Origin of the sequence: Parasphingorhabdus sp., assembly GCF_048269865.1 — a bacterium.
Taxonomy (GTDB): Bacteria; Pseudomonadota; Alphaproteobacteria; order Sphingomonadales; family Sphingomonadaceae; genus Parasphingorhabdus.
This window is the reverse complement of sequence record NZ_JBLWUA010000007.1, coordinates 210,174-231,709: the sequence shown is the minus strand read 5'-3', so window position 1 is coordinate 231,709 and position 21,536 is coordinate 210,174. Positions and strand designations below refer to the sequence as shown.

The 21,536-nt window shown below is 57.8% G+C and carries 22 protein-coding genes; 9 read left to right on the top strand and 13 right to left on the bottom strand.

Going from position 1 to position 21,536, the window contains the following annotated elements; genetic code table 11:
- Positions 1 to 62 precede the first annotated feature (62 nt).
- Positions 63 to 1,157, top strand: a complete 1,095-nt coding sequence (locus ACN0WW_RS11570) for a hypothetical protein (RefSeq protein ID WP_417612579.1) — start codon at positions 63 to 65, stop codon at positions 1,155 to 1,157.
- Positions 1,154 to 2,194, top strand: a complete 1,041-nt coding sequence (locus ACN0WW_RS11565) for a phosphotransferase family protein (RefSeq protein ID WP_417612577.1) — start codon at positions 1,154 to 1,156, stop codon at positions 2,192 to 2,194. The genes ACN0WW_RS11570 and ACN0WW_RS11565 overlap by 4 nt, the downstream gene beginning before the upstream one ends.
- Before the next feature lie 132 nt (positions 2,195 to 2,326).
- Here ACN0WW_RS11565 and zapE read toward each other — a convergent pair whose 3' ends face one another.
- The 7 genes from zapE to ACN0WW_RS11530 form a co-directional block, all read right to left on the bottom strand.
- Positions 2,327 to 3,454, bottom strand: a complete 1,128-nt coding sequence (gene zapE, locus ACN0WW_RS11560) for a cell division protein ZapE (protein WP_417612575.1) — start codon at positions 3,452 to 3,454, stop codon at positions 2,327 to 2,329.
- Positions 3,451 to 3,945 carry a PaaI family thioesterase gene (locus ACN0WW_RS11555; protein WP_417612573.1) on the bottom strand — a complete coding sequence of 165 codons (495 nt, stop codon included), beginning with the start codon at positions 3,943 to 3,945 and terminating at the stop codon, positions 3,451 to 3,453. The genes zapE and ACN0WW_RS11555 overlap by 4 nt, the downstream gene beginning before the upstream one ends.
- A 16-nt stretch (positions 3,946 to 3,961) precedes the next feature.
- A complete protein-coding gene (locus ACN0WW_RS11550; RefSeq protein WP_417612571.1) occupies positions 3,962 to 4,744 on the bottom strand; it encodes a succinate dehydrogenase iron-sulfur subunit in 783 nt (260 codons plus the stop codon).
- 105 nt (positions 4,745 to 4,849) lie between these two features.
- Positions 4,850 to 5,734, bottom strand: coding sequence for an alpha/beta hydrolase (locus tag ACN0WW_RS11545; protein ID WP_417612569.1), 885 nt, complete (start codon positions 5,732 to 5,734; stop codon positions 4,850 to 4,852).
- Between the two features lie 24 nt (positions 5,735 to 5,758).
- The gene (locus ACN0WW_RS11540) at positions 5,759 to 6,994 is read right to left on the bottom strand and encodes a threonine synthase (protein ID WP_417612567.1); all 1,236 of its coding nucleotides are present in this window, start codon (positions 6,992 to 6,994) and stop codon (positions 5,759 to 5,761) included.
- Between the two features lie 60 nt (positions 6,995 to 7,054).
- On the bottom strand, positions 7,055 to 8,068 hold the full coding sequence (locus ACN0WW_RS11535) for a phosphoribosylglycinamide synthetase (protein ID WP_417612565.1): 1,014 nt from the start codon (positions 8,066 to 8,068) through the stop codon (positions 7,055 to 7,057).
- Positions 8,069 to 8,123: 55 nt separating this feature from the next.
- Complete coding sequence (locus ACN0WW_RS11530; protein WP_417612563.1) at positions 8,124 to 8,927, bottom strand: NTP transferase domain-containing protein; 804 nt, start codon at positions 8,925 to 8,927, stop codon at positions 8,124 to 8,126.
- A 109-nt stretch (positions 8,928 to 9,036) separates the two neighbouring features.
- On the opposite strand from ACN0WW_RS11530, the gene ACN0WW_RS11525 reads away from it, so the two are divergent.
- Positions 9,037 to 10,404 (top strand): lipopolysaccharide biosynthesis protein, encoded by a 1,368-nt coding sequence (locus ACN0WW_RS11525; RefSeq protein WP_417612561.1) that lies wholly within the window; start codon positions 9,037 to 9,039, stop codon positions 10,402 to 10,404.
- 67 nt (positions 10,405 to 10,471) lie between these two features.
- Here ACN0WW_RS11525 and rpsI read toward each other — a convergent pair whose 3' ends face one another.
- The 3 genes from rpsI to ACN0WW_RS11510 form a co-directional block, all read right to left on the bottom strand.
- Positions 10,472 to 11,011 carry a 30S ribosomal protein S9 gene (gene rpsI, locus ACN0WW_RS11520; RefSeq protein WP_417612559.1) on the bottom strand — a complete coding sequence of 180 codons (540 nt, stop codon included), beginning with the start codon at positions 11,009 to 11,011 and terminating at the stop codon, positions 10,472 to 10,474.
- Positions 11,011 to 11,490 carry a 50S ribosomal protein L13 gene (gene rplM / locus ACN0WW_RS11515; protein WP_417612557.1) on the bottom strand — a complete coding sequence of 160 codons (480 nt, stop codon included), beginning with the start codon at positions 11,488 to 11,490 and terminating at the stop codon, positions 11,011 to 11,013. The genes rpsI and rplM overlap by 1 nt, the downstream gene beginning before the upstream one ends.
- Positions 11,491 to 11,733: 243 nt before the next feature.
- The gene (locus tag ACN0WW_RS11510; RefSeq protein WP_417612555.1) at positions 11,734 to 12,786 is read right to left on the bottom strand and encodes a COX15/CtaA family protein; all 1,053 of its coding nucleotides are present in this window, start codon (positions 12,784 to 12,786) and stop codon (positions 11,734 to 11,736) included.
- 140 nt (positions 12,787 to 12,926) lie between these two features.
- On the opposite strand from ACN0WW_RS11510, the gene ACN0WW_RS11505 reads away from it, so the two are divergent.
- The 6 genes from ACN0WW_RS11505 to ACN0WW_RS11480 all read left to right on the top strand — a co-directional run bounded on the left by ACN0WW_RS11505 (position 12,927) and on the right by ACN0WW_RS11480 (position 18,892).
- Positions 12,927 to 13,334: a MerC domain-containing protein gene (locus tag ACN0WW_RS11505; protein WP_417612553.1), complete on the top strand. Its 408-nt coding sequence runs from the start codon at positions 12,927 to 12,929 to the stop codon at positions 13,332 to 13,334.
- 46 nt (positions 13,335 to 13,380) lie between these two features.
- Positions 13,381 to 13,839, top strand: a complete 459-nt coding sequence (locus ACN0WW_RS11500; RefSeq protein WP_417612551.1) for a Fur family transcriptional regulator — start codon at positions 13,381 to 13,383, stop codon at positions 13,837 to 13,839.
- Positions 13,840 to 13,936: 97 nt separating this feature from the next.
- Complete coding sequence (dxs, locus tag ACN0WW_RS11495; protein ID WP_417612549.1) at positions 13,937 to 15,865, top strand: 1-deoxy-D-xylulose-5-phosphate synthase; 1,929 nt, start codon at positions 13,937 to 13,939, stop codon at positions 15,863 to 15,865.
- A gap of 50 nt (positions 15,866 to 15,915) precedes the next feature.
- Positions 15,916 to 16,599 (top strand): pyrimidine 5'-nucleotidase, encoded by a 684-nt coding sequence (locus ACN0WW_RS11490; protein ID WP_417612547.1) that lies wholly within the window; start codon positions 15,916 to 15,918, stop codon positions 16,597 to 16,599.
- On the top strand, positions 16,596 to 17,432 hold the full coding sequence (dapD, locus tag ACN0WW_RS11485) for a 2,3,4,5-tetrahydropyridine-2,6-dicarboxylate N-succinyltransferase (protein WP_417612545.1): 837 nt from the start codon (positions 16,596 to 16,598) through the stop codon (positions 17,430 to 17,432). Before ACN0WW_RS11490 ends, dapD begins: the two co-directional genes overlap by 4 nt.
- Positions 17,432 to 18,892 (top strand): carotenoid oxygenase family protein, encoded by a 1,461-nt coding sequence (locus tag ACN0WW_RS11480; protein ID WP_417612543.1) that lies wholly within the window; start codon positions 17,432 to 17,434, stop codon positions 18,890 to 18,892. Before dapD ends, ACN0WW_RS11480 begins: the two co-directional genes overlap by 1 nt.
- Positions 18,893 to 19,057: 165 nt before the next feature.
- Here ACN0WW_RS11480 and ruvB read toward each other — a convergent pair whose 3' ends face one another.
- The 3 genes from ruvB to ruvC form a co-directional block, all read right to left on the bottom strand.
- Positions 19,058 to 20,095 carry a Holliday junction branch migration DNA helicase RuvB gene (gene ruvB / locus ACN0WW_RS11475; RefSeq protein WP_417612541.1) on the bottom strand — a complete coding sequence of 346 codons (1,038 nt, stop codon included), beginning with the start codon at positions 20,093 to 20,095 and terminating at the stop codon, positions 19,058 to 19,060.
- A 97-nt stretch (positions 20,096 to 20,192) separates the two neighbouring features.
- Complete coding sequence (gene ruvA / locus ACN0WW_RS11470) at positions 20,193 to 20,798, bottom strand: Holliday junction branch migration protein RuvA (protein WP_417612539.1); 606 nt, start codon at positions 20,796 to 20,798, stop codon at positions 20,193 to 20,195.
- Positions 20,799 to 20,904: 106 nt separating this feature from the next.
- A complete protein-coding gene (gene ruvC / locus ACN0WW_RS11465) occupies positions 20,905 to 21,375 on the bottom strand; it encodes a crossover junction endodeoxyribonuclease RuvC (RefSeq protein ID WP_417612537.1) in 471 nt (156 codons plus the stop codon).
- Between the last annotated feature and the right edge of the window lie 161 nt (positions 21,376 to 21,536).

Here is a 21,536-nt window from a genome sequence, read left to right as displayed (position 1 = left end):
TTCGCTCGCCATGATGGTTAAGGAATGCGCCAAAAGATGCGCAATTAGAAGAGGATACCTGCATGCTGACCAAGGGCGACGATTATCCGCTGCACCAGACGCCGGAACCAATGGCGCTATCCGGCGGGAACCGCAATTTCTACGATCGCTATTTCTTCAACGGCTATTCCGCAGACGGCAGCATCTTCTTCGCCGCCGCCCTCGGCCTCTATCCCCAGCTCGACATCATGGACGCCGCCTTTTGCGTTTCAGTTGACGGCAAGCAGCACAATCTGCGCGCCTCGAAACGGATGGGCAGCGAACGGCTTGACCTGACCGTCGGCCCGATCACCGTCACCATTGTCGAACCGCTAGAGAAACTGCGCCTGACGGTCGTCGGCAATGACAGCCCGATCACCGCAGATATCCAATTCACCGCCCGCCATCACCCGATCGAGGAACCCCGCTTCATCCGCCGCGAAGGCCCGCGCCTGATGATGGATTATACCAGAATGACGCAGAATGGCGACTGGTCCGGCACCATTACCGTCGACGGTCAGGATATCGATATCGCCAACTGCCGCGGCACCCGCGACCGCAGCTGGGGTATAAGGCAGGTCGGCGCAGCCGAATCGCAGCCGCCGCCAGCCGGCGCCTTCCCGCAATTCTGGTGGCTCTGGACACCACTCAACTTCGATCATCACGCCTGCTTTTTCCACAGCAATGACGATGGCGACGGCGTGGCCTGGAACCGGCGCGGTGTCGTCGATTCGATCACCGGCAGCGCTACCGAGTTCGAACCCGAAGCCATCGACCTAAGCTATCACAGCGGTTCCCGCCGCATCAAGCAGGTCAGGCTCGACACCGGCGACGGCCAGCTCAGCATCACCCCCCGCACAGGGGATCAGGCGCGAACTTTCTACATGTCCGGCCTCGGCTACCTCCATCCAACTTGGGGGCACGGCATGGATCACGGTGATCTCGAGCTCGGCTATGATGTGATCCCGCTCGCCCCCGATCCGGCCATCGACATGACGACCATTCACATCCAGGCACTGAGCGATACCGTGCTAACGGTGGATGGCGCGGATCATCATGGCATCGGCGTCGTCGAGCAATTGTTTATCGGTCCGCACGCCACCAGTGGCATTACCGGGCTGATGGACCCAGCACCATGAGCGCCCGGTTTCCGGTGCGTCCCGAAGAATTCGAGACCGCATTCATCGAGCGGGTTTTTGGTGCTCCAGAAGGGGCACTGCAATCGTTAAACCACGCGCCGGTCGGCACGGGACAGGTCTGCGACAGTTACCGTTTCTCCTGCCAATGGGGGGACGAGGGCCATCCGGCAACATTCATCGCCAAATGCCCAAGCGCTGACCCGGTCAGCCGGGGCGCGGCAGCGATTTTTCATCTCTACGATATGGAAGTGGGCTGGTACCGTGATGTTGCCGGCCATTGCGAAGTACATTGCCCCCAGCCCTATCACGCCGACATCGCAGATAATGAACAGGAATTCGTGCTTCTGCTCGAAGACATGACGCCTGCAGCACAGGGGGACCAGTTGGCCGGCGCTTCGCTTGTCCAGGTCAAAACCACGCTTGCCGAAGCCGCAGCTTTGCACAGTTTTCAGCCAGCTGGCGGCGTTGATAGCCTGCACTGGCTGCACCATAGCAATAGCAACAGTGAGTTCATGAAAACCACCCTGCCCAAAGGCTATCCGCTTTTCCGCGAGCGATTCAATGGCCTGCTATCATCCGACATTCTCGACCTCGGGCAGGAGCTGATCGATCGGCTCACCCGATATATAGAAAGCGAGCCGGGCGAGCTGGCGATCACTCATGGTGACATGCGGCTCGACAATATCCTGTTCCACGCTGACGGTCGGGTTGCCGCACTGGTTGACTGGCAGACCTGTTCGCTGGGCAATCCGGCCAATGATGTGGCGTACATGATCGGCACGAGCTTCGCTGATCCCGAGGATCGGCGCCAGCATGAGAAACGGCTGGTCGAAGCCTATCTTGTCGCTCGGTCCAATGCGCCAGACTACGATAGTTTCTGGCGCGAATATCGCCGCCACGCCTTTTCCGGTTTCATCATGGCGATCAACGCGTCGTTACACGTCGAGCAGACAGAACGGGGCGACCGGATGTTCGCGGCCATGGCGGAGCGCCCCGCGCAAATGGCACTGGATCTCGACAGTTTGAGCTTGTTGTAAAAATTGCGGCTCAATCGGCGCCGCGGAAAGTCAACGGCAGCACGCCCTCTCGCCGGTCACACCACGCGTGCTCAGTCAGGCGCTCAAGCGCGGCCGTTGGCAATGGCTGCGAGCCCGTTGACCTTTTGAGACCTATCCGGCCGGATCGTCCGACGCGCCGTGGCCCATTGCCAGATATTCTTCCGATTGCATTTCGATGAGCCGCGATGCCGTGCGTTCGAACTCGAACGAGCCGTCGCCTTCCGGATATAACGCATCCGGCTCCGCGTCCGCAGCAGCGAGCAATTTCACCTTATATTCGTATAGCGTATCAATCAGCGTAACAAACCGCGCCGCCTCGTTTCGATTCTCTTTGGAAAGCAACGGGATCCCGACGATGATCACGCTGTGATAATGCCGTGCTATCGCCAGATAATCCTGTGCGCCTCGGGCTTCCGCGCAAAGGCGCTTGAACGAAAACACTCCTACGCCTTTCAGTGATTTTGGTACGGTCAGCATACGGCCGCCCTGCACCTCTATCTCTGCCGACGGCACATGATCCCGGTCCTCCGGTGGATAGTCAGTCAGACGGAAGAAAGCCTCGCTCAACGCCTTCGTTGCCGCTTCCCCGTTGGGAACATGCCAGAGATCGACATCGCCGAGCCGCTCTCGCCGATAGTCGGTTGGGCCATTGAGCGATATCACTTCCAACCGCGTCTTCAGCAATTCGATAAAGGGCAGAAAATGCTCACGGTTCAAACCGTCCTTGTACAGGTCGTCAGGCGGACGGTTGGAAGTGGTGACGATCGTTACGCCTTCTTCGACCAGCCCGGTGAACAGCCGCGACATGATCATCGCATCGGCGCTGTTGTTCACCACCATTTCGTCAAAAGCCAGAAAACGCGCCTCGCTGGCCAATGCCTTGGCTACCGGGATCACCGGATCACCCTCCTCCTTCTTGCGCTCGACATTGAGCCGGGCGTGAACGTCGATCATGAACTCGTGAAAATGCGCCCGTTTTTTGCCGCGGATATCGAGATTGTTGTAGAATAAATCCATCAGCATCGACTTGCCGCGCCCGACGCCGCCCCACATATAGATGCCTTCGGGTACCGCCGGCTTCTTGCCAAAAACCCGCCACAGAATACTGCCCCGCTCCGGCACCGCCTCCAGTTCCTGTTGCAATCTGGCGAGCCGCTTCGCGCAAGCATCCTGATCGGCATCGGGCTTGAGTTCACCCTGCGCAATCAACGCCTGATAGCGCTGATAAAATTCACTCATTGCAGATCGGTTTTCTGGTTCGGGGCCTTTTTCACAATGGCGGTGAAAGAGGCCATATTATCCTGTCCCGTCTCGCCCTGCACCACCAGTCCGCGCATGAACAGAAAGCGACCGGTTTCCCGCGCAATTTCGACCTGAGCCTCAAGCGGTTCGTCAAGCCGGGCACCACCGATAAAATGAGTCTGCAGCTCCATCGTCACCGCAAAGCCGGACGGACCCAAATCGAGCACGCGCATGGCAGCAAAGAGCGAACAGTCGATAAAACCCATCATCGTACCGCCATGAACAACGTCGCCCAGGTTCCGATGCTTGCGTTCCGGAAACATGCGAACCCTGGCAATATTGTCGCCCAGCCCGTCACCCCCGCGCCGGACAATCATCCGGCCAAGAAAACTATTGTAACAGTCTGGGTCAGTCAGCTTCCAGCTATACCATCCGGGAAAATCCGGGTCGGGCTCGCTTATGACGAAATTGCGCTCGGGCTCGGCCATCAATGGTTGCCGGTGGTCAGATTTCGCGGGATGCGGTCATCTTCTTGATCTCGGCAATCGCCTTGGCAGGGGACAGGCCCTTGGGGCAGGCGTTGGCGCAGTTCATGATCGTATGGCAGCGATAAAGACGGAACGGATCTTCGAGATCGTCCAGTCGCTCCCCGGTCATCTCATCACGGCTGTCGGCGAGCCAGCGATAGGCCTGCAACAGGATTGCCGGGCCAAGGAACTTGTCGCTGTTCCACCAGTAGCTCGGGCAACTGGTCTGGCAGCATGCGCACAATATGCATTCATAGAGACCATCCAGCTTGTTGCGATCTTCCGGCGACTGCAGTCGCTCTTTGCCCGATGGCGTCGGCGTAACCGTTTTCAGCCAAGGCTGGATCGAAGCATATTGCGCGTAGAAATGGGTGAAGTCCGGAACCAGATCTTTGATGACCTCCATGTGCGGCAATGGCGTGATCGTTACCTTGCTGCCGCAGTCTTCGATCGCGGTGGTGCAGGCGAGACCGTTCTTGCCGTTGATGTTCATCGCGCAGGATCCGCAAATACCTTCGCGGCAGGACCGGCGAAAGGTCAGCGTTGCATCCTGCTCAGACTTCATCTTGATCAGGGCATCGAGCACCATTGGCCCGCATTCGTCCGTATCGACTTCGAACGTATCATAATGCGGATTCTCGCCTTTGTCGGGATCGTAACGATAGACTTTAAACGGCCGTTTTTTCCCATCGGTGAGAGCTTGATGCAACTCGCCCGTTTTACGTATCTTGCTATTCTTGGGCAGCGTGAAAGTAGCCATGTCTATCGGATTCCCTTGTTCTGCGGATCGGCATAACCAAGAAGCGTCGGCATCTCAACCGTTTTGCGCTGCAAAAAACGCAGTTGCTACTTTCCGATCCAGCAATCACTCGTAGCGCTGGAAAAAGGCGACCATATCATCCAGCACCGGCGCCTTGTAGCGAAACGGCTTGGCCACGGCCATCATGATTTCCAGATGATCAACGCCAGGATATTCCACATATTCCGCATGGCCGCCCGCCGCGATGATTTTATCGCGCAAAGTCTTGCTGTTGCGTGGCTTGACCTGAGTGTCATCAGTGCCGCTGGAAAGCCACAACGGTGGCGCGTCAGCCCTTACGAAATTGACCGGCTGAGTCATTTCGGGTGCGGGATAATCGCCAAAGCTCTGCTTGGTCGTTTCGGAATCGAACGGATAGAAATCATAAGGCCCGGCCAGCGCTGCCACGCCTCGGATGAGGTCCGGCGACTTGCCTTCGCGCCCCAGCCATTGTGGATCGAGAGCGAGCATCATCACGTTATACGCCCCGGCGGATTGGCCAGACAGGAAAATGCGGCTCGTGTCCCCGCCAAATTTGGCGATATTATCATCCACCCAGGCCAACGCCTTGGCGCTGTCTTCAAGGAAGCCGGGAAATCGCGTTTTCGGGTAGAGGCGGTAATTGGGCAACACGACGAGAAAGCCGCGATTGGCCAGCGCCCGACCGACAAATGCATATTGATCCTTGTCCCCGTCGCGCCAACCGCCGCCATAGATAAAAACGACAACCGGAAGTGATTCAGTCTGCGCACCATCGGGTGCCCATATGTTGAGCCCTAACCCGAGAGACTCGTCATAGATCTGATCCTGCACCAGCAGCTTGGCATTGCTGTCACCGGGAACGACATTATTGACCATATCGAGCTGCTTCGGTCCCGGCTGGGAGAAAAACCACCAAGCAAAACCGCCCAGTGTCAGTATCAGCACGGCGATTATGGCAAACCATTTCATATCGGGGGAGTCCTAGCCAGACGCTCAGGCGCTCGCAATGGCGCCCCAGTCGATCGGTTTATGGCGATCCAGCGCGGCATCAGCTGCGGGCATGGGATATTTGAGGCCGTTACCGCAATTGAACAGCACCGCCCGGTCGGTCTTGCTGATCAGCCCGTCCTCCAGCGCCTTTAGATAGGCCGCGGCGGTCGCCGCACCTTCCGGACAGAGCAGCAGCCCGTCCTGCTGCCCAATCTGCTGCTGTGCCGCGATGATAGCTTCATCCTCAACCGCGATCGCAAAGCCTCCCGAAGCGCGGACCGCCTGCAATATCAGAAAATCGCCGATCGCCACTGGCACGCGAATCCCGGCAGCGACGGTATGGGCGTTTTCCCAAAGGGGTGCGTGATCCAGGCCCTTTTTCCAGGCGTCGACAATCGGCGCGCAGCCGGTGGCCTGCACGGCCACCATCCGCGGCCGCTTCGAGTCAATGAAACCGATTTCCTGAAGCTCGTCGAATGCCTTCCACATCCCAATCAGGCCAGTACCACCGCCCGTAGGATAGAAAATCACATCGGGCATTTCCCATCCCAGCTGCTCGGCGAGTTCGAGACCCATCGTCTTCTTGCCCTCGATCCGGTAGGGTTCTTTCAGCGTCGAAAGATTGAACCATCCCATTTCCGCCTCGCCGTCGGCGACAATCTTGCCGCAATCATTGATCAGGCCGTTCACCCGCCAGACTTTGCCGCCCTGCAGCGCAATCTCCCGGACATTCACTTCAGGTGTATCGTCGGGACAGAAAACATAGGCTTCCATTCCGGCGCGCCTTGCATAGGCGGCCATGGCCGCACCAGCATTACCATTGGTCGGCATGGCCAGCCGTTTCAGTCCCAATTCCTTGGCCATGGAAACCGCCATCACCAGTCCGCGTGCCTTGAATGAGCCGGTTGGCAACCGCCCCTCGTCCTTGACGATAACTTGTGAGCCGAGAGAATTGTCCAGAGCAATCAGCGGCGTCATCTCTTCGCCGAGTGAGACAATATTGATCGAATTTGCAACCGGCAGCATCTCGCGGTAGCGCCAAAGGTCAGCTGGCCGGGCGGCCAGCTTTTCCTTGGTCAGGGTTTCAGCAACAGCCGCCAAATCATATCGCACCAATATAGGTGCCCCCGCAGGCGACAGGTTTTGAACAGTGTCGGCGGGCAGAATTTCTCCTGTCCTGGAACATTCCAGATGGGTGACGAAACTGGTGATGTCGGCGCTGCGATTATCGTGGTTCATGGTCTCCTGCTAGCAGCAGCAGCCCGACAATCCACCCCAAAAGTTCGAATTTGCAGACCGTCAGGAAATCAACCCGTTGCGCTTCAATCCTTCCGCAATGATGGTTTCCAGCAGCTGTGCATGACTGAAACCTGCAGCTGCCGCCGATTTCGCAACCACCTTCTCGGACCATAGATTGCAGTTCAGGTTGATCTCGATAAAATTGATGTCGCCGGTCTTCTTGTCCAGCCGAAATTCGATACGCCCATAATCGAACGGCTCAAATTCACGGGCAATTTTATTGGCCATCTCTTGGACTTTGGGAGCAAATTCCGGATCGTCTAAGCGTTTCAGCGTTGCCTTCTCTGTGTTCGGCACCAAATCGCGCTTTTCGTAATAGGTCCACAGCTTCTGTGTATCTTCGCGTTCATAAATCAGCATGGGCAGCGCTTTCGGGCCCCCCGAACTGATGAAAGCTGCCTGTACATCATATCCATCAAGATAGGGCTCGACGATCGCATCATGACCCTGGCCATGGATTCCGGCAACGGCATTGGCGACACCCGCCCAATCAAATGCATCGGAAATCGCCCAGCTCGCCGAACTGGCATTCGGCTTGATTACCCAGCGCTCAGCTTTTGGGCAGTCAGCTTCATCCACTGGTGCACCCCGCCGGTAGCAAAACCAGGGTGCCGTCGGAACACCCGCATGGGCCGCCACAAGTTTGGAAGCCGACTTGTCATCGCCCAATCCGCGAATGAACGGCATGGCCCCGACATAGGCTATCCGGTGCATGTTGCACAAAAGCGGAATCATCATTTCGCTGTTCACAAAGCCGCCGCGATTTAGCAGCGGAAAAACAAAGTCCACGCCTGGATGTGTGAATAGTACGTCATATGCGTCGGCAACCTTCAGATTGATGCCAAGGCTCTCCAGGCTCATTCGAACCTCGTGATGGTAAATGGCATGATTGCCATCCTCCGGATGCATGCCTCCCCCCCAATGTGCATGCTTCGCCAGATATAGAAATTTCAGCCGCTCCTTGGCTTCATCGGGTATCGTCAGCGGCTGGATGGGAGGAGACGTTGAAGGCATAGTGATTCTCTTAAGTAGACTGGGGACTATGATTCAAGAATCTGACATATAGCTGTCAGATTTCCAGGTCGTGCACACGGTTTTCAAGAATGGCTTCGACGATCCTGTAAGTTCGCTCGTTGTCAACATCGATAGCCTGCGTCCCGTCGGTCAACGGTACCCGGCGGATTTTAATACCGAAGCGTTTTGACATTCTCTCAAAGGCGTTGTCGATCGTAACCCAACCAAAGCGCATCAACAGGATGTTGAACAAGCCAAAGGCGTTCACCAGGCGCCGTGGGTGCTTCATGAACTGGCCGCCTTCGCGAAATATTTCCACTGCACTGAGCGCCTGTTTGTCAGCGACGCCATAGAGGTTGCAATTTGCATAGCCGTTGTCGCGAAACTCGTAGAAGAAGCGCTGGGCCGCCGGATGAACGCTGCGAATATCATGTTTGTTGGCCAAGGCGGCGACAGCATCTGCACCCGCGTCTATTGCGGCCATAACCCGATCAATGCTGTCGTGTTTAATCAACACATTATCAGCCGTAGTGATCACAAATGGTGCGTTACCCTTTTCACATCCTAGCAACACACTGGCAGCGATGTTGCTGTCTGATGCGACGAAGTGGATCGGCATGTCGGATCGTGCAAAAGCTTCCGCAACCGGGCGAACAGCCCGCTCGCCATCGGGCTCAATCAAGACATATATGGCCCGGCAGCCCGGGTGCGAGGAGACAGACGCTAACGTGCGGGCAATCAGCATCTGATCCGCGACTGGAATCAGGCATTTATGGCTTACACCATGGGCCTCAGCGAGCGGATTGGTTACACCTGCTCGTTGGGCGGCAAGCAAAATCACGTCAAATCGAGTGCTCATTCCGCTTTTGTGGGGAGAGAAGATTACTTTTTCAAGACAGATGCAATGATAGAAATATGGAAATAAATGAATTTTACGATAAAGACAGGCTCAACCGCTGGAACCCCTTTTGGAAAAGTTGAAACCTGTGTCGCGAAACATGCTCTCCAGATGGTCCAGCAGCGAAGATTCGCTGGTCCGCGTGTTCCGCAACAGCAGTTGGTTATTTTCCGCCAAGGGCGTCGGTGCGGTCCTCAGCATTTTCTATCTCGCAATATTGACCCGGACGTTAGGCGTCGCCGGTTTTGGTGAGTTCATGGTCATCGTGGGCGCGATTCAGGTGCTGACCGCAGTACTGAAACTTCAGACCTGGCAGGCGGTTGTGCAATATGGAGTGCCCTATTTGCTGGCTGGTCAGCACCAGGCTTTTCGAAAATTGTCGGCCCAGAATTTCTGGATCGAGTTTATCGGCGGGCTCGCCGCTTGCGGGGTCCTGTGGCTGATGCTTCCCTATGGTGCCGCACAATTCGGCTGGAACCCGGCGGTCGAGCAGGCCATCATGGGCTATGGCCTGATCGTGTTCCTGTCTGTTCGATCAACCCCGACCGGAATATTGCGCGCTCAGGATCGCTTTAGCGGCAATGCATTTGGCGATGCGATCATTCCGATCGTGCGCTTCGCCGGAGCGCTGGTGCTGTTGGCAACCGCACCGTCGATGACCGGATTTCTGATTGTCTGGGGGCTTTCCGAGTTCGTCAGTTTTGTCGTCATGTGGTTGATGGTGTGGCGGCGTCATGAGGCAAATGACCCGGTGGAAGATCGACCGGCTGCTGCGGTCGCTCCACCAAGCCGAAAAGAATTTATCGCCTTTCTATTGTTCACCAACCTCGCCTATCTGGTCAGCGTGATCCGGGAACGACTGGTGGTTGTTATCGTCGGCTTCTTTGTAGGTCCGGCTGCGGCCGGACTGTTCCGGCTGGCCGATCAGCTTGCTAATAGTCTCAACCGGCTCGCAGAGGTTTTTGCCCGCCCGTTGTTCGCCGAGCTCTCCCGGTTGTTCGCAATCGGCCAGTCGCGGAAATCCCGCGCCTTGTTCTGGCGATCACTGCGGGTATCCGCGATCAGCGGCGGGATCCTGTTTATCTGCTTGCTGCTGTTGGGCAAACATATCATCGCCATGATTTCCGGGCCAGAATATGTCGCGGCTTACCCGATATTGCTGCTGCTCGGCGCTGCGACCATTATCAGTCTGAGCGGACTCGGCCTCGAACCCCTGCTTCAGGCCGCAGGACGAGCACGGAGTGCGCTTGTCGCTCGTCTGGCCGGGCTGGTCGCGCTTGGCCTGCTGCTGGCAGTTTTTTTGCCGGAATTCGGCACGATCGGGGCATCATGGGTGATGCTGATCTCGGCGATCTTGACGACGATGATCCTCTTTGTTTCCAGCCGGGCCGTGATCAGGGAACCGCAACGCCCAAAACCAAACGCCCCGATCTTTTAAACACCGACAGCCATAAAAAAGGCGACCCGCAGGCCGCCTTTTTGATATTTCGTTGTGGTGGGGTCGCTTAACGCTTCGAGAACTGGAAGCTCTTACGCGCTTTCGCCTTACCATATTTCTTACGCTCAACCTTACGGCTGTCACGGGTCAGGAAGCCAGCTGCCTTGACCGTAGCACGAAGCTTCGGTTCATATTTGGTGAGAGCCTGCGAAATGCCGTGTTTGACCGCGCCAGCCTGGCCCGAGAGACCGCCGCCTTTAACAGTCACGTCGACGTCATACTGACCTTCGCGTTCGGTAATCGCAAAAACCTGATTGAGCACGAGACGCAGGGTCGGGCGAGCAAAATAGGTTTCCTGATCGCGGCCATTGATCGTAATCTTGCCTTTGCCTGGCTTCAGCCAGACACGGGCAACCGCGTCTTTCCGGCGACCGGTGGCATAAGCCCGGCCAAATTTGTCCAGTTCCTGCTCGCGCAAAGGCATGGTGGACACGGGCGGCTCAGCGCCTTCGGAAGCAGCATCACCTTCAGCAGGGGCTGGCGCATCCGCGACAGCCGCTCCAGCGATATCTTTCAGATCAGCGAGATCAGTTTTTACGTCAGACATTATGCACCCACCTTGTTCTTACGGTTCATCGAAGCGACGTCGAGCGCCACTGGGTTCTGGCCAGCATAAGGATGCTCGGTGCCAGTAAAAACATGCAGAGCACGCATCTGGGCAAAGCCCAGCGGACCCTTTGGAATCATCCGCTCGACAGCCTTTTCCATAACACGCTCTGGAAAGCGACCTTCCAGAACCTTCTCTGCGGTGGTGCCGCTGATGCCGCCGGGATGGCCGGAGTGCTTGTAGTAAGTTTTCTGCTTGGTCTTGTTGCCGGTGAACTTCACCTTCTCGGCATTGATCACGATGACATGATCGCCGCAGTCCACATGCGGGGTATAGCTTGGTTTGTGCTTGCCGCGCAGAATATTGGCAATAATCGAGGCGACCCGGCCAACGACCAGATCTTCGGCATCAATAATATGCCATTTCTTTTCGACTTCAGCAGGCTTGGCCGACTGCGTCTGTTTGCTGATACCCTTCATGGGGTGGCTCCTTCTTGGAGAATGAGATTCAAAAATAACAAAAGCCGAACGCTCCTGATTCGCAGGAGTCCGGCCGACGGAGGCGCTATTGGCGTTGTTATTGCCGCAAGTCAAGCGAAAGCGGGGCTTAGCTGGAGGGTATAATGATACCTAAAGCGATTTTTCGAGGTCAGCGGGCACTATTGTCTAGCATTTCAGGAGCGCGGAATTCTGAGCGCTTACCCATAGGCTAAAGCGGCGCCGTCAGAGCGCTCTACGGCCCAGCAAATGCACGCCCCAAACGGTCGACGCGACCACCAGAGCTCCTACGGCCTGATGTAATACTGCAAGATGAATATCGATCCCGGTCACGACCGTCGCGATACCGAGTAGTATCTGGCTTCCGAAAGCGATATGAATTGCGACCGAACTTCGGCGATCCAGTGACCGGACCTGGCGCGCAAGAACAAGCAGGAATCCTACCACTACCCATGCCCACCAGCGGTGAACGAAATGGATCAGATACGGGTCATTGTTCAGGGCGGCCCAGATACCTGAGACCCAGTTGATCCCTCCCGGAATAAAATGGTCGTTCATCAGTGGCCAGGTATTGGAAACATATCCTGCGTTCAGACCCGCTGTATAGGCACCAAATAAAAGCTGGATAAAAAGAACCCCCAAAACCGCCGCGCCCAATGCCGTCATACGCGCGGGCCTTTGGATACCGCGCGCCAGTTGCCGCAGGTCCAGCGCCGTCCACACCAGGCCGCCGAGAATGAACAGCGCAGTCAGCAAATGGACGGCAAGCCGGAAATGGCTGACATCGGTGCGTTCGCTGAGGCCAGAGCTGACCATCCACCAGCCAATCGTTCCTTGCAGACCGCCAAGCGCCAATAACGCAACCAGTCGCCACCCATAACCTGACGGGATCGCTCTTTTGATCGCGAACCACAGCAGCGGCAGCGCAAAGGCTACGCCAATCAGCCGTCCGAGCAAACGGTGAACCCATTCCCAGAAATAGATGAACTTGAAATCTGCCAGCGTCATCCCGGCCGGGCCGCTGATTTCCAGATATTCCGGTATCTGCTGATATTTTCTGAATTCCGACAACCAGTCGGCTTCGCTCAACGGCGGCAATGCGCCGGTGATCGGTTTCCATTCAGTGATCGACAAGCCCGATTCGGTCAACCGGGTGATGCCGCCTACTACCACCATGATGAACACCAGAAAGGCAACAGAATAAAGCCAATTGGCTATGGCTATCGGGCGGGACTTTGCCCCCCCCGTTGGCTGGTTCAAGGCGATCGCTTCGGTCATTGGCCGCTATGTGGGATCAAATTGATGGTCTGACAACAGGAAACAAGGGAAAGGATCGGAAATTCCGCAAATGATATGTTGTATCTTAACACCCTTTTTCCTATATCCTGCGCACGCAGCGAAAAGAGAGACAGTGAGTCGTGTTTACGACAACGAATTTGTGGAACAAAGATGGCCTTCTGGTCAGAGATGGCTTGTGGGACCGAATGGCGGTGCTCATGTCCGGGCTGTGTCTGGTACATTGTGTTTCGACCATCGCCCTTGTTGCTATTCTGTCTTCGGCTGGCGGCATGTTGCTGGATCCGCTTATCCACGAAATTGGTCTGGGGATCGCGATTGCCTTGGGCTTGTTCACCCTTGGTCGCGGCGTGCTGGATCACGGCTATATCATGCCGGTCGCAATCGGCAGCCTTGGGCTGGGAATGATGATGGGGGCGATCACGCTCGGTCATGATGCGGGCCATAGCGGACAGGAAATATTATATACGATGATCGGCGTCGGCTTGCTCGCCCTCGCGCACGATTTGAACTACCGCGCCACCCATTGATTGCACCCCCATTGCCCTTGCGGCGAAACATCCCTAAATTGTCCCGATGGGACAACATAATCATCACGAGCATCATGGCGATTCTTTAGCCGAAGCGGCGAGAGCAAATCTGGAAAAATCCGGCGAGAAGTGGACCGATACCAGAGCGGCGATCTTTGACACGCTAGCTGGATTCTCTCGCCCCGCTTCCGCTTATGATATTGCCGAGCTGGTGTCCGCAGCGCGCGGCAAACGCGTGGCCCCGAACAGCGTTTACCGGATCCTGGACCTGTTTGTGGCAAACAACCTCGCGATGCGGGTCGAAAGCGCCAATGCCTATTTGGCCAACAGCCATCCCGGCTGCGAGCATGACTGTATTTTTCTGGTTTGTGACACGTGCGGCGAGGCAACCCACGTTGACGACGACTCCCTGTCTCAACAAGTACATAAAGTCGCGAGCGCCGAGGGCTTCGAATCGATCCGCCCGGTGATAGAGGTGCGCGGCATTTGCCAAAAATGCAATTGAACCAGCTCGTCTGTCCACCAATGACAGCGACCAGCCCGCTGATAATTCGACAGAGAAGCAAGATGCCGTTACAGCAGGAATCAAACGGGGAGTGAATATGCCGGTTTCGAATACACCATTGCTGGATGATGTGTCCTTGCCAGCCGATTTGCGGAAATTGAAGCCGGAGCAACTCCGCCAGTTTGCCGACGAACTCCGCGCCGAAGTGATTGACACCGTGTCCACGACCGGCGGCCATCTGGGCGCTGGCCTGGGTGTCGTAGAGCTGACGACCGCCATCCACTATGTCTTCAATACACCCGAAGACCGGCTTATCTGGGACGTTGGCCATCAATGCTACCCGCACAAGATCATCACCGGTCGCAGAGACCGGATTCGTACCCTGCGACAAGGCGGCGGCCTGTCCGGTTTTACCAAGCGGTCGGAAAGTGAATATGACCCCTTTGGCGCGGCGCATAGCTCGACCTCGATCAGCGCGGCCCTCGGCTTTGCGATTGCCAACAAATTGAATGACAAACCTGGCCGCGGCATCGCCGTGATCGGCGACGGCGCGATGAGCGCCGGCATGGCCTATGAAGCGATGAACAACGCCGAGGCGGCCGGAAACCGGCTGGTGGTGATTCTCAACGACAATGACATGTCGATTGCACCGCCGGTTGGCGGGCTTTCGGCCTATCTTGCTCGCATCGTCTCTTCCCGAGAATTTCTGGGCGTTCGGCAGTTAGCGCGACGGATCGCCAGCAAACTGCCCAAGGCGATCTATGACGCCGCGCGGAAGACCGACGAATATGCCCGCGGCATGACGATGGGTGGCACCCTGTTTGAGGAACTTGGCTTTTATTATGTGGGGCCAATCGACGGCCATAATCTGGAGCACCTGATTCCCGTGCTCGAAAATGTCCGCGATGCTGCCGAAGGCCCGTGCCTGATTCACGTCGTCACCGAAAAGGGCAAGGGCTATAAATTTGCCGAGGAAGCTGCCGACAAATATCATGGCGTGGCAAAGTTTGATGTGGTCTCCGGCAAACAGGACAAGGGGCCGGGCGGCGGACCGCCTGCCTATCAGAATGTCTTTGGCGAAACCTTGGCCAAGCTGGCTGATGACGACCCGCGCATCTGTGCCATCACAGCAGCGATGCCGAGCGGCACCGGCGTCGACAAATTTGCCAAGGCCCATCCCGACAAGGCTTTCGATGTCGGTATAGCTGAACAGCATGGCGTCACCTTTGCCGCCGGCTTGGCCGCACAGGGCATGCGACCTTTCTGCGCCATCTATTCGACTTTCCTGCAACGCGCCTATGATCAGGTGGTGCACGACGTGGCGATCCAGAATTTGCCGGTGCGCTTTGCGATTGACCGCGCCGGGCTGGTGGGCGCTGACGGTAGCACCCACGCCGGCTCCTTCGATGTCACCTATCTCGCAACCCTGCCCAATATGGTGGTGATGGCTGCCGCAGACGAGGCGGAACTGGCGCACATGACCTATACTGCGGCCCTGCACGACAGCGGCCCGATCGCCTTTCGTTACCCGCGCGGCAATGGCAATGGCGTTCCGATCCCGGAAAAGCTGGAGCGGCTCGAGATCGGCAAGGGCCGCATCATCAAACAGGGTACCAAGGTCGCGATTCTGTCGCTTGGTGCGCGCCTTGAAGAAGCAAAAAAGGCGGCTGAACGGCTGGAGGCGAAAGGCCTCAGCACGACGGTTGCGGACCTGCGCTTCGCCAAACCGCTCGATGAAGAAATGATCCGCAAGCTGCTGACAACGCACGAAGTGGCGGTAACAATCGAGGAAGCAGCAGTGGGCGGCCTTGGCGCGCATGTACTGACCTATGCGTCCGACAATGGCCTGACCGATGCCGGCCTGAAAATCCGCACAATGCGCCTGCCGGATGTCTTTCAGGATCAGGACAAGCCGGAGCTGCAATATGCCGAAGCGGGACTGGATGCGGATGGCATTGTCGACACAGTGCTCAAAGCGCTGCGGCATAATAGCGCCAATGTCGAGGATGCGACCGCGCGGGCCTAGCCTATATTGTAGCTTGTGATTATCAGGAACGGTCTTTAGGCGATTGCTTCATGTCACCTGAGCTTTCCCATATCGATCACTGGATCTTCGATCTCGACAATGTGCTCTATCCGTCGGAGTGCAATCTTTTCGCGCTGATCGATATCAAAATGGGCGAATATATTGCCCAGGCTCTGGATTGCGATCTGGTCGAAGCGCGGAAAATCCAGAAAGGCTTTTTCCACGATCACGGAACCACACTGGCCGGACTGATGCATCATCATGGCACTGATCCGTCCGATTTTCTCGATTATGTCCATGATATCGATATGGACCGGCTCGATCCTGCACCGCTGGTTCGAGCTGCCATTGAAGCGCTGCCCGGCGAAAAACTCGTTTTCACCAATGCCGATCGCCCTTACGCTGAACGCGTACTGGAAAAACGGGGCCTGGATGGCCTGTTTCACCAGATGCACGATATTTTGGATACCGGCCTTGTCCCCAAGCCGCAGCCAGCCGCTTATGCAAGCATGATCGCCGCAACCGGAATCGATCCGACCCGTGCCCTGTTTGTCGAGGACATGGCGCGCAATTTGCTGCCGGCAAAAGATTTGGGCATGACCACCGTGTGGATCAACACCGGTGCAGAATGGGCTGGCCGCGAACATGATCCCGCTTATATTGACTATGAAATCACTGATCTGGAAAGCTGGGTCACCAGCCTCCACAGCGCCAAGGAAGAACAAGCCACATGACCGCAGCACTAGAGACCGTAATCGACGCCGTTTGGGACAAGCGTGAATCCCTCAGCTTGACAACGCAGGGAGTTGAGCGCGATGCGGTCAACCAGGCGCTGGCGATGCTCGACAACGGCACCGCCCGGGTTGCCGAGAAAAAGGATGGCAAATGGGTCGTCAACCAGTGGCTCAAGAAAGCTGTGTTGCTGTCCTTCCGGCTCAACGACAATCATCTGATCGAAGGCCCCGGTGGCGCCAATCACTGGGACAAGGTCCCCAGCAAATTTGCCGGCTGGGGCGAGAACCGCTTTCGCGAAGCCGGATTCCGGTCGGTCCCGGGCTCGATTGTCCGGCAGGGCGCGTTTATCGGCAAAGGCGTCGTGCTGATGCCAAGCTTCGTCAATATCGGTGCCTATGTCGATGAGGGCACAATGGTTGACGGCTGGGCAACGGTCGGCAGCTGCGCGCAGATCGGCAAGAATGTCCATATTTCGGGCGGCGCCGGTATTGGCGGCGTGCTTGAGCCATTGCAGGCTGGTCCGGTGATCATCGAAGACGGTGCTTTCATTGGTGCCCGCGCTGAAGTCGCCGAGGGCGTCCGTGTCGGCGAAGGTGCTGTCCTCTCCATGGGTGTTTATCTCGGTGCCTCGACCAAGATTGTCGACCGGGTCACCGGCAAGGTGTGGATCGGCGAAGTACCGCCTTATGCGGTCGTGGTTCCCGGCACCATGCCGCCGAAGGTGAATATAGACGGCATACCCGGTCCGAGTCTCTATTGCGCGGTGATTGTCAAGACAGTCGATGCACAAACCCGGTCGAAAACCGGGATCAACGAATTGCTGCGCGACTGATGGGCACGCCGGTCAATCAGGTGAAGGCGACGCTGGAACCGAATGACCACCCCTATCGCAATGGTGCCTGGACGCCGGTGTTCGAGGAGCTCGATACTGACGATCTGGAAGTGATCGGCACCATCCCGGCCGATATCGACGGCCTGTATGTCCGCAACACAGAAAATCCGGTGCACGGCAGCCTGGGCCGCTATCATCCCTTCGACGGCGACGGCATGATCCACACCGTCCGGATCAAGGATGGCAAGGCGATCTATCGCAATCGCTTTGTTCGCACCAAGGGATTCGAGGCAGAACAGAAGGCCGGCGGGCCGCTTTGGCCGGGGCTGATGGGCAATCCGCAGGACGCGCTACAGCCGGGCATGACTGCGCACGGCAGCGTCAAGGACAGCAGCTCGACCGATGTCGTCGTCCACGCCGGGGCAATCCTCTCAACCTTCTACCTGTGCGGCGAAGGCTATCGGCTCGATCCGGAAACGCTGGCAACGCTCGGACCCGCCGACTGGGTTCCGGCGCATGGCATTTCGGCCCATTGCAAGGTCGACGAGGCGACCGGGGAGCTGTTGTTCTTCAACTATGCGATCGAGAAGCCACATCTGCAATATGGCGTGGTCGGTCCCGACAATAAGCTGAAGCATCTCGTGCCGATCGATCTGCCCGGCCCGCGCTTGCCGCACGATATGGCGTTCACCGAAAATTTCGCGATCTTCAACGACTGCCCGCTGTTCTGGAAAGAGGAATTGTTCGAGCGCAAGCTGCGGATCCCCGCTTACCACCCGGACATGCCGACGCGCTTCGGCATCCTTCCGCGGATGGGGCAACCCGAAGATATCCAGTGGTTCGAGGCAAGGCCCACCTATGTGCTGCACTGGGCCAATGCCTTCGAGGAGGGCGATGACGTCGTGCTCGACGGCTATTTCCAGAACGACCCGGTGCCGCCACCGCTGACCGATTTTCCGTCCGGCTATGAAAGCATGGGGGCAAGCCTCGACCTGCACAGCTTCAAGCCCGAGCTTCACCGCTGGCGGTTCAACCGGAAGACCGGCGAGACCAACGAAGAGACCCTGTTCGACGATTATCCGGTCGAATTCGGTATGTTCAATCCACAATATGCCGGCCGGCCCTATCGCTATGTCTATAGCGTGACCGGCGAGCCGGGCTGGTTCCTGTTCAATGGCCTGACCAAGCATGATCTGGAGACCGGCGAGACCGAGCATGTCTCCTTCGGCGAGCAGCGCTTCGGCTCCGAAGCGCCCTTCATCCCCCGCGCCAATGCCCGGTCAGAGGATGACGGCTATCTGATCAGCTTTATCACCGACATGGCGCAGGACCGGTCGGAATGTATCATTCTGGATGCGAAAGACCTGTCGACAGGACCGGTCTGCACAATCCTCCTGCCGCACCGGATTTCCAGCGGCACCCATGCCTGCTGGGCGTCGGGCGAGCAGATTGGAAAGTGATTTCTCCTCTCCCCTTGCGGGAGAGGACAAGTGGAACTTGCCAGCTTGCTGGCTAGTGGAACTCGGTGAGGGGTAAGCGGCTAGACGCTGCGCCCTCTCCAACGTCGCCTAACGAGCAAGCTCGTAAGGCTTTGGTATCCTCTCCCGCAAGGGGAGAGGATGAACTCAATCGAACAATTCGCCGTCCACTTCCTTCCCCGCTGGCGGGGACAATCCCAGATGCTTCCAGCCGCGGTCATTCAGCGCCCGGCCACGCGCCGTGCGCGCGATCAGGCCCAGCTGGATCAGATAGGGCTCAATCACTTCCTCGATCGTATCGCGCGGCTCCGAGAGGCCGGCAGCCAGCGTTTCGACCCCCACCGGACCGCCCTTGTAGATATCGGCGATCATATGCAGATAGCGCCGGTCCATGGCATCAAGGCCGATGCTATCGACCTCCAGCCGGGTCAGCGATTCATCCGCGACCTTGCGGTCAACAATCTTGGTGCCTGCGACATTGGCAAAATCCCGCACCCGGCGGAGCAGACGGCCGGCGATCCGCGGTGTACCTCTAGCGCGGCGAGCCACTTCGGTTGCGCCATCCGGAGCAATATCAAGATCAAGCAGCCGCGCCGCCCGGTGGACCACCTGTTCCAGTTCCTCTGTGGAATAGAAATTAAGCCGCACCGGAATCCCGAACCGGTCGCGCAGCGGCGTGGTCAGCAATCCCTGCCGCGTGGTCGCCCCGATCAGGGTGAAGGCCGGCAAGTCGATCCGCACCGAGCGCGCCGATGGCCCCTCGCCGATGATTAGATCCAGCGCGCGATCCTCCATCGCTGGATAGAGCACTTCCTCGACCACCGGATTGAGCCGGTGAATCTCGTCAATAAAAAGGACATCGCCTTCCTCGAGATTGGTCAGCAGCGCCGCCAGATCACCGGACTTGGCGATGACCGGCCCCGATGTCGCGCGAAACCCGACCCCCAGCTCCCGCGCAATAATCTGCGCCAGCGTGGTCTTGCCCAGCCCCGGCGGCCCAAAGAACAAGACATGATCCAGCGCCTCGCTGCGTCCCCTGGCCGCCTCGATAAACACCCGCAAATTGCCGCGCGCCGCTTCCTGCCCGATAAATTCGTCGAGCGATTTTGGGCGCAAAGCGGCGTCGATGTCTTCGACTTTGCGTTCGGCGGAGACCATGCGATCGTTGCCCAGCTCATTCGTCATGCTGAACTCGTTTCAGCATCTGGTGCGATTTGGCAAGCACGGCGCGAGGCCCGTTGGGATCCTGAAACGAGTTCAGGATGACGAGAATATGAAGCCATCACCGCGCTGCCTTTTTCAACGCCAGCCGCACCAGCGCATCCAGTGTCGCCCCATCGCCGGCCTCGGCATCTGCTGCTGCCACCGCCGCGCTGGCTTCCGCCGGCTTGAAGCCCAGATTCTGCAGCGCGCTGACCGCGTCGGCGCTGTTGCTTGAGGGCGCGTGCACGACGCCACCCGCGCCCTTTACCGGATCAACCGCAATGCCGCCGACCTTGTCCTTCAGCTCGTTGACTATCCGGAGCGCCAGCTTTGGTCCGACGCCATTGGCCCGCGTGACCATTGCCTTGTCGCCCGTCGCCACGGCCCGCGAAATCTCGCCCGGTTCCAGCGCGGACAAGATCGCCAGCGCGACTTTGCCGCCGACGCCCTGCACCGAGATCAGCAGCCGGAACCAGTCCCGCTCCGAGCCGCTGGCAAAGCCCATCAGCCGCATGTCGGTCTCGCTGACCTGCATCTCGGTATAGATGGTCGCGCCATCGCCGACCCCCCCGATCGCCGTGATCGTGCGCGAGGAGCAGAAGACCAGATAGCCGACGCCCTGCACATCGAGCACGATGTTATCCAGGCCGATTTCGTCGATGGTTCCGGTCAGTTTTGCGATCATGAGCGTGTTTTAGCGCAGCAGGCGAATCTGTCGAGTTTTTGTTTTGTTCTTTTTCTTCGCGCGTTCCATGGTCCTTCGACAGCCTCAGGGTGAACGGTGCGCTGGACTATCTCTTCCGGTGATGCGCATGGGTGACGGCCACTGCCAGCGCATCGGCGGCATCCGCCCCGGCCAGTTTTACGCCGGGGAGCAAGATCCGCAGCATCGCCTGCACCTGATCCTTGTCGGCCTTGCCGACGCCTACCACGGATTTCTTCACCGTCCGCGCCGAATATTCGCCCACCTCCAGGCCCGAGCGCGATGCGCCGAGCAGCACCACGCCGCGCGCCTGTCCCAGTTTCAGCGTGCTCTGCGGATTGCTGTTGACGAACACTTCCTCGACCGCCGCGGCATCCGGCTTATATTCCAGCAGCAGATCGGTCAGTTCGAGGTCGAGCTTGAGCAAGCGGCTGGCCAAAGCCATTTTGGAATCGGTCTTGATCTGGCCATTGGCGATATGGGACAGGCGATTGCCGTCAGCGACGATGACCCCCCAGCCGGTGGTGCCAAGACCCGGATCGAGGCCGAGAATGATCATTTCAGACTGGTAGCCCAAGGCGGGGACCAACGACGATCACCGGCTGATCCAGGCTGAGCGTCAGCAGGAATAGTGGAAGAAATGGAAGCATAACGCCAAATATTGGCTTGGCCCGCAGCGCGATATTTTCGGCGTCGGGTTCCGCGCGCCAGAGCTACGAT

Bases quoted from the DNA above. Each gene is read 5' to 3' on its own strand.
- ACN0WW_RS11570 (WP_417612579.1), top strand. From the start codon at position 63: ATGCTGACCAAGGGCGACGATTATCCGCTGCACCAGACGCCGGAACCA.
- ACN0WW_RS11565 (WP_417612577.1), top strand. From the start codon at position 1,154: ATGAGCGCCCGGTTTCCGGTGCGTCCCGAAGAATTCGAGACCGCATTC.
- zapE (WP_417612575.1), bottom strand. From the start codon at position 3,454: ATGAGTGAATTTTATCAGCGCTATCAGGCGTTGATTGCGCAGGGTGAA.
- ACN0WW_RS11555 (WP_417612573.1), bottom strand. From the start codon at position 3,945: ATGGCCGAGCCCGAGCGCAATTTCGTCATAAGCGAGCCCGACCCGGAT.
- ACN0WW_RS11550 (WP_417612571.1), bottom strand. From the start codon at position 4,744: ATGGCTACTTTCACGCTGCCCAAGAATAGCAAGATACGTAAAACGGGC.
- ACN0WW_RS11545 (WP_417612569.1), bottom strand. From the start codon at position 5,734: ATGAAATGGTTTGCCATAATCGCCGTGCTGATACTGACACTGGGCGGT.
- ACN0WW_RS11540 (WP_417612567.1), bottom strand. From the start codon at position 6,994: ATGAACCACGATAATCGCAGCGCCGACATCACCAGTTTCGTCACCCAT.
- ACN0WW_RS11535 (WP_417612565.1), bottom strand. From the start codon at position 8,068: ATGCCTTCAACGTCTCCTCCCATCCAGCCGCTGACGATACCCGATGAA.
- ACN0WW_RS11530 (WP_417612563.1), bottom strand. From the start codon at position 8,927: ATGAGCACTCGATTTGACGTGATTTTGCTTGCCGCCCAACGAGCAGGT.
- rpsI (WP_417612559.1), bottom strand. From the start codon at position 11,011: ATGTCTGACGTAAAAACTGATCTCGCTGATCTGAAAGATATCGCTGGA.
- rplM (WP_417612557.1), bottom strand. From the start codon at position 11,490: ATGAAGGGTATCAGCAAACAGACGCAGTCGGCCAAGCCTGCTGAAGTC.
- ACN0WW_RS11510 (WP_417612555.1), bottom strand. From the start codon at position 12,786: ATGACCGAAGCGATCGCCTTGAACCAGCCAACGGGGGGGGCAAAGTCC.
- ACN0WW_RS11500 (WP_417612551.1), top strand. From the start codon at position 13,381: ATGGGACAACATAATCATCACGAGCATCATGGCGATTCTTTAGCCGAA.
- dxs (WP_417612549.1), top strand. From the start codon at position 13,937: ATGCCGGTTTCGAATACACCATTGCTGGATGATGTGTCCTTGCCAGCC.
- ACN0WW_RS11490 (WP_417612547.1), top strand. From the start codon at position 15,916: ATGTCACCTGAGCTTTCCCATATCGATCACTGGATCTTCGATCTCGAC.
- dapD (WP_417612545.1), top strand. From the start codon at position 16,596: ATGACCGCAGCACTAGAGACCGTAATCGACGCCGTTTGGGACAAGCGT.
- ACN0WW_RS11480 (WP_417612543.1), top strand. From the start codon at position 17,432: ATGGGCACGCCGGTCAATCAGGTGAAGGCGACGCTGGAACCGAATGAC.
- ruvB (WP_417612541.1), bottom strand. From the start codon at position 20,095: ATGACGAATGAGCTGGGCAACGATCGCATGGTCTCCGCCGAACGCAAA.
- ruvA (WP_417612539.1), bottom strand. From the start codon at position 20,798: ATGATCGCAAAACTGACCGGAACCATCGACGAAATCGGCCTGGATAAC.
- ruvC (WP_417612537.1), bottom strand. From the start codon at position 21,375: ATGATCATTCTCGGCCTCGATCCGGGTCTTGGCACCACCGGCTGGGGG.